Annotated in this window: 5 protein-coding genes and 1 pseudogene; 5 read left to right on the forward strand and 1 reads right to left on the reverse strand. The window is 39.5% G+C overall.

Annotation, left to right across the window (positions count from 1 at the left end; translation table 11 throughout):
* The first annotated feature begins 189 nt into the window (after nucleotides 1–189).
* From EQG61_RS03760 to EQG61_RS03780, 5 genes and pseudogenes are all read left to right on the forward strand, one after another.
* Nucleotides 190–1,911, forward strand: coding sequence for a helix-turn-helix domain-containing protein (locus EQG61_RS03760; protein ID WP_164974876.1), 1,722 nt, complete (start codon nucleotides 190–192; stop codon nucleotides 1,909–1,911).
* Nucleotides 1,912–2,324: 413 nt separating this feature from the next.
* On the forward strand, nucleotides 2,325–4,775 hold the full coding sequence (locus tag EQG61_RS03765) for an RCC1 domain-containing protein (protein ID WP_129460552.1): 2,451 nt from the start codon (nucleotides 2,325–2,327) through the stop codon (nucleotides 4,773–4,775).
* Nucleotides 4,776–4,783: 8 nt separating this feature from the next.
* Nucleotides 4,784–6,358 carry a T9SS type A sorting domain-containing protein gene (locus tag EQG61_RS03770; RefSeq protein ID WP_129460553.1) on the forward strand — a complete coding sequence of 525 codons (1,575 nt, stop codon included), beginning with the start codon at nucleotides 4,784–4,786 and terminating at the stop codon, nucleotides 6,356–6,358.
* A 395-nt stretch (nucleotides 6,359–6,753) separates the two neighbouring features.
* A complete protein-coding gene (locus tag EQG61_RS03775) occupies nucleotides 6,754–9,255 on the forward strand; it encodes an RCC1 domain-containing protein (RefSeq protein ID WP_129460554.1) in 2,502 nt (833 codons plus the stop codon).
* A gap of 256 nt (nucleotides 9,256–9,511) precedes the next feature.
* Nucleotides 9,512–10,732 (forward strand): annotated as a pseudogene (locus EQG61_RS03780) (TCR/Tet family MFS transporter); the annotation flags it as partial.
* Nucleotides 10,733–10,762: 30 nt separating this feature from the next.
* Here EQG61_RS03780 and EQG61_RS03785 read toward each other — a convergent pair.
* On the reverse strand, nucleotides 10,763–13,054 hold the full coding sequence (locus EQG61_RS03785; protein WP_129460556.1) for a T9SS type A sorting domain-containing protein: 2,292 nt from the start codon (nucleotides 13,052–13,054) through the stop codon (nucleotides 10,763–10,765).
* Nucleotides 13,055–13,101: the final 47 nt, after the last annotated feature.

The raw sequence follows: 13,101 nt of genomic DNA on the forward strand, positions 1-13,101 counted from the left end.
CAAACTCAAAAGGTTTGGGATTTTTTTGTTAAACCGTAAAATATGTTAAACATGTTAGAGTGAAATCTGTATTTTTAGCCTCAATTTTAAAACGGTATAGAATGACTGTTTTAATCCAGTAAAGTGACAAGTTGCCTCAACATGAATAGCCATCCTTTCCAATCTTGGATTAATGATTTCCTACAAAGTATGCAAAATTGCTTCAAAAGCAGTGTGCTGCTTGGTATTGTCTTCTTTTCAGGACTCGGATGGACACAAGAATTGACCAATCAAGAAGAACAAGAGATTCGCTCCATTCAACAATGGCTTGTTACCCAGCCCCATCTTGCTTTCCAACACGCTCAAAAAATGACTGCATCTTCCCGAGAAGTGGTGCGTGATTGCGGACACTATTATGTGGCCAATTATTATTATAACATTTCCGATTACACGAAAGCAAGACAGATTTTACAGACACTTCTGAAAAAAATTGCACAAGATAAACCCCTACACGAGCACCAGCGGTATAAGGATTTGGTGCGTATGTGTGTCAATAAATTATTCTATATCCATAAAAATTTAGGCAACTATAATCAAGCTTTAGCCCTTTTGAAGTACTATAAAAGTAGTATTCCTGAAGATCGTTATCACGAGCAAATGGCCATCGCAAAAGTCGCTATGGGGGAATATGAAGAAGGAATAGCTTTATTAAAACAGAATCTTCAAACCTCCAATTATTTATTGCATGCAGAAGGCGAGAAGAAAGTCATGCACGATAAATTTTACGCGGATAAGTTAAACGAGATTGGGGAAGCTTATCAAAAATATTTTGTGCAAACACAAAAGGAAGTTTTGTTAGATTCAGCGGATCATTATTTTGGTGCAGCAAATGAATTAATGCTTCGGGATCGTTTTCAAATCCCGTATACCCAAGCGTTATTGTATATGCATAAAGCCAAAAGTGCAGCATTGAAAGGCGATTATGAAACGGCATTACTGTATTATTCAAAACGGCATGCGTTTCCAGAAATTCGACAAAATTTGCGTACGGTTCAAATTTTTGACTTAGGGATGGCCGATTGTTATTTTCATTTGAAGCAACCCGAATTAGCCTTGCAGTTTGCGCAGCAATTTGTCAAAAACTACCAAGTAACCAAGGTTTCTAAAGAAAATTTGCTGATTGCATATACGCTTATTTCGCAAAGTTATAAGCAAATCCATAATTCTGAAAAGGCATTTGAATATGCGCAAAAATGTTTGGCACTGATCCAAGAAATGGATGCCATCAAACATCAATCTCTTGATTTTTTGCACGATTATGATTTGGATTCAATCAAAAAGAATTCGGATGAAGTGATCGCCGATAGAAATGCATTTATGTATATCATGATTGGCTTGGCGCTACTTTTACTTGTGGGATTGACCGGTTTTTATTTTTATCACCGAAAACAAAAAGAAAATCATCAACGGTTTTTGGCCATCATTCAACGGTTGAAAGAAGTGAAGCAACCTTCTTTACATTCAACCCAAGTAACAGAAGCGTCTGTTGAAAATAAAGCAATGGACCCTGAATTAGTGGAGAAAATACGGTCGGGCTTGTTACGACTAGAAGCCAAAGAATTTTATTTGAAATCGGATTTCAAATTGGCTACTGTGGCCAAAAAACTCACTACCAATACCGCTTATTTGTCCCAGTATTTTAATCAAGTATTGCAAAAATCATTTACCGATTACACCCAAGAATTGCGCGTTGAATATGTTTTGCAAAAGTGGAATGCTTCTTCTCAATTCCGCAATTTTACCCTTCAAGCCATTGCTGAAGAAGTAGGGTATAAAGATGCCAATACCTTTGTACGGGTATTTAAAAAGCAAACCGGACTCACCCCGAACTATTATCTTGAAAATCTTCAAAAGCAAGATGTAGTATCTTGATATGTAAAGTATTACAGATTATTTTCCCGTTGATTTTTTATAAATTATCCTACACACTAATTGTAGGTGTCAACGTGCTGCAATAGATTTACCCTCAATTACAGTAGTACGAGGAATTTTTGATAGGCGAGAGATTGGTTAAGTCTATTGGGAATAACACGCATTACTGTACCCTTGTAACGCTCTTATCAATGTATGGCTTTCCCTCTTTTTTAGTAATTAGTATGAATTATCTGCCTTTTTATCCTTTTGTTAATTCAATCAAAAGCAGTTAAACATGAAAAGAAAACCTTTATCAATCAGACAAAAGGAATTGTAAATCCCAAACTAAAAAAAGGAAGGTTAGCATTCGTGAAGGGGCGTTACTTTTTTAAAAACACATTAGAATCGTTAACTCTTCAAATTTTAATTTTATGATTAGAAAAATTACGTTTTTACTTTTCCTTTTTACACTTCCCATTTTCGGTCAACAATGTTGGCAATCGGTTTCGGGTGGAAATGAACACACCTTTGCGATTGGCAGTAATGGAACACTTTGGTGCTGGGGTGCTAATGACTATGGTCAATTGGGCGATGGAACAGGAATAAATAAATACGATCCTACACAAATTGGAACTGCTACCAATTGGATTAGTGCCGATACGGGGTATGATTACACTTTAGCTTTGAAGTCAGATGGAACGCTATGGGCTTGCGGAGATAATACAGATGGACAATTGGGCGATGGGACAAATACAATTCGCGCTTCCTTTGTACAAGTGGGTACAGCGACCAACTGGCAATCCATCAGTGTGGGTTACGGCCATGTTTTAGCCATTAAATCCAACGGGACTCTTTGGGCTTGGGGATATAATGGTTTGGGCCAACTTGGCGATGGAACAACTACGAGTCGTAACAGTCCGGTGCAAATTGGAACCGCTACCAATTGGGCTAAAGTTTATGCCGGTTCTGATCACACCATTGCCATCAAAACCAACGGAACCATTTGGGCTTGGGGAAAAAATAATTACGGTCAATTGGGAGATGGTACAACAACGAATCGTTCAACTCCAGTTCAAATTGGAACCTTAACCAATTGGTCTAAAATCGCAACGGAAGGCAATCATACCATAGCCTTGAAAACCGACGGTACGCTTTGGGCTTGGGGGCGAAATGATTACGGGCAATTGGGGGATGGGACAACAACCAACCGAACTGCACCGATTCAAATTGGAACTGCAAACAACTGGCAAAATATTTCTGCTGGTGCCGGACATACTTTAGCAGTAAAAACCAATGGAACACTTTGGGCATGGGGCGATAATTATACCAATCAAATTGGAGATGGCTCAACAACCAATCGCACTTCACCCGTTCAAATAGGAACCGAAACCAACTGGCAATTCGTGAATGCCTGTTATGAAAATTCATTTGCATTGAAAACCACTGGTGAACTGTGGACTTGGGGGAGTAACGGGTCAGGTCGTTCTGGAATTAGTAACTTAAGTTTTTCGAATATTACAACACCTAAGCGCATGGTTTGTCCAACCTCTATTTTTGTTCCTGCGATGTGTTGGAAAGCAGTTGCTCAAGGGGAATCGTTTACTCTTGCGATAAAAACTGACAATACGCTTTGGGCATGGGGTAAAAATAATTACGGTCAACTGGGTGATGGAACCAATAGTGATAAAACGACCCCAGTTCAAATCGGGACAGCAAACAATTGGAAAAGTATAGCTGCGGGAACGGCTCATGCTGTAGCAATAAAAACCGACAATACACTTTGGGGTTGGGGGTACAATAATTACGGTCAAGTGGGTGATGGAAGTACGGCAACCTACCGTAATCAGCCAGTTCAATTAAGTACAGCAACCAACTGGGCAAGTGTAGATGCTGGTGAAAATTATACCATGGCTATTAAATCAAATGGTACTTTATGGGGTTGGGGACGCAATAATTATAACCAACAAGGCGATGGTACCTATTTTAATAAAAATGTACCCGAACAAATTGGAACCCAAACCAACTGGTCAAAAGTTGCTTGTGGTTACAGACATACTCTTGGAATAAAAACCAACGGAACTCTTTGGGGTTGGGGCTATAATTTCAATGGAGAGTTAGGGTTGGGGAACACAACCAATCAAGACGAGCCGACTCAAATTGGAACCGATTCAAATTGGTCGATGATTGCAACTGGTTCAGATCACTCTCTAGCCAAAAAAACCAACGGAACATTATGGTCTTGGGGTGAAGGATTTAACGGACAGTTGGGATTAAATATTTATTCGGATGTATTGATTCCAACCCAAGTGGGTACGGCAACCAATTGGAAAAATATTGATTGTGGAGATTCTCTTTCCATAGCGACCCGAACGGATGGTACTTTGTGGACATGGGGGCAACACAGCTATATGCAATTGGGTTATTATGCTTCTTCAGATGAGGAAATTCCAACACAAGTTGGAACTGGAACGAATTGGAATTTAGTCGTAGGAGGATATCATCATACAGGCGCAATTCGATTGGATAACTCGTTGTGGGTTTGGGGAGACAATTATAACGGTGAATTGGGTGATGGTACCACAACTTTTAAAACTTCACCTCAGGCTCTAAACTGTTATACGAGTACGTTAGATGTAGCCGAAATAGCGAACAGTGACTTACTTCAAGCGTATCCGAATCCGGTGCAGGCAATTCTACATGTCACTGCAAGTGAAAATATTCAAAAAGTCGTGATTTACAATTTGATGGGGCAAGAAGTGTTGCAACAAACCTTTGATTCTAATACCGTTGACATTAATGTTGAATCACTATTCGCCGATGTTTATTTCGTAAAAGTAGTAAGCGGTAGTCACGTGAGTACCTTAAAAATTATCAAAAAATAAGCCCCTTCATGAAGAAAATTATTAGTACAGGACTTATCCTTGTTTTGGGAGCTATGTCTTCAATACAAGCTCAATTTAGTAGTACGTCCAATCCTTGGAATATTCCGATTGTTTCCGATTCGGAAGACTATTATGTATCGAGTAGTTTACACCAAGTTTTTGATATTAACGGGGATGGAAAAGTCGATTTTATCGATTCAGAAAATCAAAATTCCTCAGCAGCAGATGTGTTTTTGAATGGGAATCAAAAATATTGGAAAGTCTATTTAGGAAATGGATCGGGATTTAGCGCAACATCAACGCAGTGGAATATTCCGATTGTTTCGGATTCAGAAGAGTATTATGTGTCGAGTAGTTACCATCAAGTGATTGATATGAACGGTGACGGGAAACCCGATTTTGTGGATTCTGAAAATGAAGCTACCTCAGGCTCGGATGTCTTTTTAAATGGCAATCAAAAATACTGGAAAGTCTATTTGAATACGGGTTCGGGATTCAGTGCAACAGCCACGCAATGGAACTTACCGATTGTGTCCGATAACAGTGACTATATGGTATCAAGCGATTATCATCAAGTAGTCGATTTGAATGGCGATGGAAAACCCGATTTTGTGGATTCAGAAAACGAAGCGACTTCAAGTTCGGATACGTTTTTAAACGGCAATCAAAAATATTGGAAAGTCTATTTGAATACGGGTTCGGGTTTTAGTGCTACGGCCACTCAATGGAACATTCCGATTGTGTCCGATGATTATGATTTTATCGTTTCCTATTCCTTCCATCAAATCATCGATATGAATGGCGATGGAAAACTGGATTATGTGGATTCTGAAAACCAAAACTCGTCAAGTTCCGATGTCTTTTTAAATGGCAATCAAAAATATTGGAAAGTCTATTTAAATACCGGAACTGGTTTTAGTGCGACAGCCACGCAATGGAATATTCCAATTGTATCGGATGATAGCGATTATTATGTTTCGTACAATTTCCATACGACCATGGATATGAACGGCGATGGCAAACCCGATTTTGTGGATTCTGAAAATCAAAACTCTTCCAGTGCCGATGTGTTTTTAAATGGAAATCAAAAATACTGGAAAGTCTATTTAAATAATGGTGCCGGATTTAACGCTACTTCGTTGCAATGGAATATCCCCATTGTTTCCGATACAGAAGAATACTATGTTTCGGCTAGTTTCCACCGAGTGATGGATTTTGACGGCGATGGTAAAGTTGATTTTATTGATTCTGAAAATGAAGCGACTTCGAGTGCGGATGTTTTTTTAAATGGCAATCAAAAATACTGGAAAGTCTATACCAATACCTCTGTTTTGGCGATGGAAGATTTTAACAAGGCGGTAGTTTTGGGTTACCCCAATCCTGTTACTGATCAATTGCATCTTACATCGGAATCACCCTTGACTGCAGTAAAAATATATACGATATCGGGTCAATTGCTGGACTCCAAAGTAGTGAATTCATCAGAAGTTAGTTTAGATTTTTCAACCTATTCTCCTGGAATGTATATCGTTCAGGCCATAGCTGAAGCGGGAATGCAAACCCTAAAAATAAGTAAAAGGTAGTTTATTTTAAGTGAAGTGAAGAAGTCCCAAACACCAAAGGTTTGGGATTTTTTTGTTTTATTTTTTTGCAGAACTCCGTTATTGTTTTCTAAAAAGGGAAACATAGGTTTATGATAAAAAACACATTAAATCATTAAAAATCAAAAACATACAACTTAATGGTTTTCGGGTAATTTATAAATAGTCCAATGTATTAATTGTAGGAACAGATCTATCCACATAGATTTGACTTTGTAAACTAAGAGAAATGCGTTAAGGGAACATTTCTCATCCCGGATTATTTCTACGGAATTGGTGCGTGATTTCACAATGCTTTTTTAGTCATGAATACAAAATTCAATTCTCGTTTTGAGTTGCTTTACATCATCATTCAACTATAACTTTATTTAAACTACATGAAAAATCTTTACATGTTTGTATGGCTATTGTTCAGCGGTATAGCTTTCGGACAAAATTACAATTACACGATTTACAACACTACCAACTCCGGAATTGCCAGTAATTATGTTGGCGACATAAAAACAGACGCTAACGGATTATTGTGGATTTCATCCTTCAGTGGTGTTTCCACTTTCAATGGCACGACGTTTACCCAATACAATACAGGAAATTCGGGGATTGCCTCCAATGCCATTCTCGAAATCGAGATTGATAATTTGGGACGAAAATGGATGGCCACACAAAATAACGGAATCGTTTTGTTGAGCGGAACCACTTGGACCAATTACACGAGTTCTAACTCCGGACTCCCAAATAATGCAATTGTGGGTATTGCTGTGGACAGCAACAATAATCTTTGGGTTGCTACAACTTCCGGACTTACTCGATTCAACGGCACTACTTGGACGACATATAACGCTTTGACCGCGATAAATTCGATAGAAATTGATTATGCAAATGGTATTTGGGTTACTCAAAATGGTGTTTTATACAAGTTTAACGGTACCGATTTTAATTTCGTTGCACAAGGCACGGATAAATTATTAAAAACCTACGGCGATCTTATCTATGTGGCCGGTTTTGACAGTTTTATGATCTACACCATTGATGGAACATTTTTTAATAATTTTTACACAAACAATTCGTGTTTGGCAGGTATTCAATTGAATGCATTGGATATTGATAGTAACAACAAGACATGGATCGCATTCCAAGGAAATGGGATTCAAAATTTCACCGATTGTGTTACGTATAATACAACCAATTCGGGTTTACCTGACAATTATTTTAGCGCACTAAGAACGCAATCAAATGGGGTTATTTGGGCTGGAACCTTACAGTTGGGGTTGGTAAAAATGACGCCAAGCAGCACTACATGTAATCCTCCAACCAATTTTTCATCGACTAATATCACGTCATCAACAGCGACTTTAAATTGGACGGCAGCTACACCTGCGCCGACCACTTATTTGTATTTGTATAATACTTCTCAAACTGTTGGTGGAATAGACGGAAGTACAGTTTCTACATCAGCCAACTTATCGGGTTTATTGCCGAATACAGATTACCATTGGTGGGTTGCTTCGGTTTGTGGCAACACCCAAACGAATTGGGTGTATGGCGGTTCTTTCACCACAGCACCTGTAACCTGTTTTTCCAAATTGAGCTGTGCCGCATTAGGAGCAGCCGCTATCAAATCGGATGGTTCATTGTGGGCTTGGGGTTCGAGTGTCAACGGTTCTCTGGGTGATGGTACCAACACCAGCCGTAATTATCCTGTGCAAATTGGCACTGAAACTACATGGCAAAGTGTGTCAGAAACCGCTTTTACTGGAATGGCAATTAAAAATGACGGCTCACTTTGGGGCTGGGGACAAAATATTGGGAACATCAATTCCACCTCGCCTAGCGCTGTTGTATCACCCGTTCGCATTGGAACCGACAATAATTGGCAATCGGTTGCTGCGGGTACAACCCATACGGCGGCGATAAAAACCAATGGAACACTTTGGACTTGGGGCTCGAATGGCTACGGTCAACTGGGATTGTCTACAAGTTTAAATTACTTTGAACCCACCCAATTAGGTACAGGTACATGGACTACAGTTTCTGCAGGCTATGATTATACATTAGCGGTTAAATCCAACGGCACACTTTGGGCTTGGGGTTATAACAATAAAGGGCAGTTGGGTAACGGAACTTTGAGTGACAGTAATACCCCCGTTCAAATTGGTACGGCAACCAACTGGGCTAAGGTGTATGCAGGAAATGGAAGTTCGTATGCATTAAAAACTGACGGCACACTTTGGGCTTGGGGTGACAATCAATACAGCCAATTGGGAGACGGAACGGCAACCAACCGAACTACACCGGTGCAAATTGGAACTGCAAATGATTGGCAACAACTGGGTGTTGGAGGCGCACATGCTGTAGGTAAAAAAACGAACGGGACTATTTGGGCCTGGGGAATGAATAATTATACGCAATTGGGTAATGGCACAAACGTTAGCAGTAGCACGCCCATACAAATTGGCACAGCAACCAATTGGTTAACCATAGACGCGGGTGTTTCCACCACTTCTGCCATTAAAACCGATGGGACAATGTACGTTTGGGGGCGCAATAATTTGGGCCAATTGGGTGATGGAACTACATCACAGCGCAGTGCTCCCATCCCAATCAACTGTCCGACCACTAGCTTAGGCACGGATGAGGTTGTTGTTTTAACCAATGAAATAAAAGCGTATCCCAACCCGATGAATACTACGTTAACCATTGCTGGGGAAGTTGAAATTCAGTCGCTGGCGGTGTACAATGTGTTGGGTCAAGAAGTGATTGCCCAAACAATCAACGCACAAGCAAGTACACTGGATGTTTCCCAATTGCCATTAGGAACGTATTTAGTAAAAGTAAAAACGGACAATACAGTTCAAACGTTAAAAGTGATCAAACAATAATCCATTTTAAGCCATCTAAAATAATCCTCCCAAACTCGAAAGGTTTGGGATTTTTTTATGGTAGAGACGACTTGTTTAGCGCAACTTTTGGGTAACGGTAATTTATCGCAGAGAATTTCTTTTCTTTGTAGAATGCGTGAGCGATAGGAGCAAGTATCCTGCCGGACGAAAGGGAGGCAGATACTGCGGATAGCGCGACCCCACCGCAGGAACGGGTAAGGACAAACCAACTTCTTGGTGGGGGCACGCCCAAAAACAAAAAAACATGCAAAAAAACAAATCAGCGGCGATCGGATTTATTTTTATCACGATGCTCATCGATATTACGGGTTGGGGAATTATTATTCCGGTGATCCCGAAACTCATTCAAGAATTGATTCACGGCGATGTGAGTGAAGCTTCTAAAATTGGGGGTTGGCTGACGTTTGCCTATGCCATTACCCAGTTTGTGTGTGCGCCTTTGGTGGGGAATTTAAGCGATAAATTTGGACGTCGCCCCATCATATTACTGTCGCTTTTGGCGTTTTCGATGGATTATGTGTTGTTGGCTTTTGCACCTACAATCACGTGGTTGTTTGTTGGGCGAATTATTGCCGGACTCACGGGCGCGAGTATTACGACGGCCTCGGCCTATATTGCCGATGTGAGCACGCCTGAGAATCGCGCAAAAAACTTTGGAATGATTGGCGCCGCATTTGGCTTGGGCTTTATTATTGGTCCGGTTTTGGGCGGATTGCTCGGTGCTTACGGAGCGCGGGTGCCGTTTTATGCGGCTGCGGTGTTGTGTTTGCTCAATTTCTTATACGGATTGTTCATATTACCCGAATCTTTAGCGCCTGAAAATCGTCGCGACTTTAGTTTAAAACGCGCAAATCCGATTGGCGCCTTTTTAAATTTACGCAAGTATCCCGTGTTGATTCCGTTGGTAATTTCCATGTTTTTATTGTATGTGGCTTCGCATGCGGTGCATAGCAATTGGAGCTTTTTCACGATGTATAAATTTGGATGGAAAGAACGCATGATCGGAATTTCGTTGGGCGTTATCGGATTGTTAGTCGGATTGGTGCAAGGTGGCTTAATTCGTTGGATTAATCCCAAATTAGGCAATGAGAAAAGTATTTATTTGGGTATGGCGTTGTACACATTAGGCATGTTTTTGTTTGCGTTTGCAACCGAGAGTTGGATGCTTTTTGTCTTTTTAATTCCGTATTGTTTGGGCGGAATTGCGGGTCCGGCCATGCAGGCAGTGATTTCAGGAAAAGTTCCTGCTAATGAACAAGGCGAAATTCAAGGTACGCTCTCGAGTTTGATGAGTGCCTCCGCCATTGTGGGTCCGCCCATGATGACCTCACTCTTTTATTTCTTCACGCACAAAGAAGCGCCGTTCCAATTTGCAGGTGCGCCTTTTATATTGGGCGGTGTGTTGATGATGGTAAGTACGGTGATTTCTTATGTTACTCTTCGCAAAAAAGCATAAAAAACAAAACCGCCCCGAGAGGCGGTTTTTTTATTGTTTGATGATTTTTATGGTTTTCACTTGTTGTTCGCTTTGAACAGTGAGTAGGTAAATGCCATTTTCTAGAGCGCTCAAATCAAGGGTGGATTCGTTGGCGCCAATTTGTTTTTGTAAGACGAGTTGGCCTGTAAGTGTTCGAACCGACAGCCTATCTATGGTGAAAGCATTTGAAAGTGAAAGCAGTCCATTTGTAGGATTTGGCGAAACCTGTAGTTGGGTAAACACTTCTTCTAAGGTACCAAGATTAACAATAGTTGTGGATACCGTATTGGTAGCAATAGGTGCGTTATAATCAAAATAGATAAGCGCGTCATTGGTAATCACATCCCCAATAACGACATTGGTTTTGGGTTTGACTTTGTAAGTAATATACCCGTGACTATTAGGTTCGTCATTTGTTCCGGGAAGATTAATGCGCTCAAATAAAAACTCGTTTTGGTTGTTTTTGTTTTTTACACGACAAAAGAAACTAGACGATACGAATTGGAAAGTACTCCAGTCTAATTTGGGACTTAAAGTATTCAACACTCTGACATTAATAGCAGGTGAGGTTCCAATGTTTTGAAAGCGTATAGTATATTGCAAATAATCTCCCGCTTGTGCTAATGTAATCTGTGGTCCTTCTTGAACTACTATATCATTGGGGTCTTGCGAATTTACGGCAATTTGAGTTAAAGATTTAATGTTGTTTGCAACGGTATTGTCGCCACTTAATGGGTTAACTGTTCCTGTAATTGTAGCAGTTGTACCTAAATCTACCGCAGGTGGTATACCTACAATAAATGTCACCTGACCTAAATACCAAAAGGCAAATGGTTGTGTGTAGTAGTAATTGAAAGTGAGTGAATTGGCTGTTGTTGTATTTGGAGGTACAGTTGAAGATTGATACGTTAATTTAGAATTTTCATATTGTAATGTGATTTGCCCACTTAAGGTTGTTGTTCCCCAATTGCGGACGTAAATGGCATATTTAACCGCTTGTCCTGGAACCACTTGATTCAAAGGTATCAAGTAGAGTTCTACATCATTTACTGTATTATTGGCAGTTACACAAAAGGTAGGTACAATAACGGTTCCCTGAGAAGAAATTGTAAAGGTTTGTGAGGGCGGCGTAACTGTAAAATAAGGGGGTAAATCAAACGATATAATGTTTGTTCCGGCATCACCAATTAAGTAGTAGGAGTATGGATCCAAATTCCAATTTAATCCCGTATATGTTGTGTATGTCGTTGTTCCATTTACATTATTAATTGGATAATTGTTAATTATGAAATCAAAGTTATCACAACCATCGTTTTCATTATCGTATATAACTTTTCCAACAAATCGGTTGTGTAGTACTTCTACATAACTATAATTTGCTGAACATACACTGGGATCGCTATTAAGGCAAATTTGATACGGAACATAATACACACCTTCAGAAACAGATTGTGCAACATTTACATATCCATTACTATCAATCGAAAATCCATTTGGAATAGAGAGTGGTGTGATGGTGACAGGAATAGTGTTGTATAAGAGAGAATTTGCATATAAATCATTTTGGAGAATACTATAAGATGAACTCGAACCAGGGAGTACAACTCCTAAATGGTCAAATACAGCTTGCAAAGGACTTGCGCCAGATACAGTAATCATTACTGTTGTTGAGTTACTACAAATTGTTGCATTTACACATCCTGTATAATTAAGGATATAACTTCCAGGTGCTGTACCAGGCGCAACAGTAATTGTTCCATCTGTATTTAATGTGAATCCTGCGGGGAAATTTACAGGATTGCAAATCGTTAAATTTGTTCCACACGAGCTTAAATCGTTTAATAGTACACTAGGTGTTGTACCGCCAACAATGCTGTAAATAGGATATGAGTTAAAATTGTCAGCTTGAGTAATTGGACTGGGATACATAAAAGTAACAGTAATGAAAGCAAAATTGGAAATATTGTTAGGATTACCAGCTTCTTGTAGTTTATAAGCCAATGAATAACTATTAGTGCTATTCATGGGGTCGCCAGTAAAAAATAAATTTCCATAATCATCAAGGAAAAATGGATTTCCACTAAACCAAGTCAAAACATCCACATTTCTATTGGGTCCACCTGTTGCAATAGATCCATTGAAAAGATCTATGCCATTACCGTTATCTTGGAAAATATTTCCAATTACCTGGGAAAATGTATCACAAAGGTTAATCGTGAAATAATCGTTTTTAGGAACTATTTGAGAAGTAGCTGTGATTGAAAAAAACGTAAAAATAAAAAGGAGTACTGGTTTATACATAGAAAAAACATTTTACTCCTAATTTAAATAAATTGTAGTTAAAATTT

Origin of the sequence: Flavobacterium stagni, assembly GCF_004122105.1 — a bacterium.
Taxonomy (GTDB): domain Bacteria; phylum Bacteroidota; class Bacteroidia; order Flavobacteriales; family Flavobacteriaceae; genus Flavobacterium; species Flavobacterium stagni.

What these genes read in the sequence shown, in the direction of transcription:
- EQG61_RS03760 (WP_164974876.1), top strand. Translation starts at nt 190, where the DNA reads ATGCAAAATTGCTTCAAAAGCAGTGTGCTGCTTGGTATTGTCTTCTTT.
- EQG61_RS03770 (WP_129460553.1), top strand. Translation starts at nt 4,784, where the DNA reads ATGAAGAAAATTATTAGTACAGGACTTATCCTTGTTTTGGGAGCTATG.
- EQG61_RS03785 (WP_129460556.1), bottom strand. Translation starts at nt 13,054, where the DNA reads ATGTATAAACCAGTACTCCTTTTTATTTTTACGTTTTTTTCAATCACA.
- EQG61_RS03775 (WP_129460554.1), top strand. Translation starts at nt 6,754, where the DNA reads ATGAAAAATCTTTACATGTTTGTATGGCTATTGTTCAGCGGTATAGCT.
- EQG61_RS03765 (WP_129460552.1), top strand. Translation starts at nt 2,325, where the DNA reads ATGATTAGAAAAATTACGTTTTTACTTTTCCTTTTTACACTTCCCATT.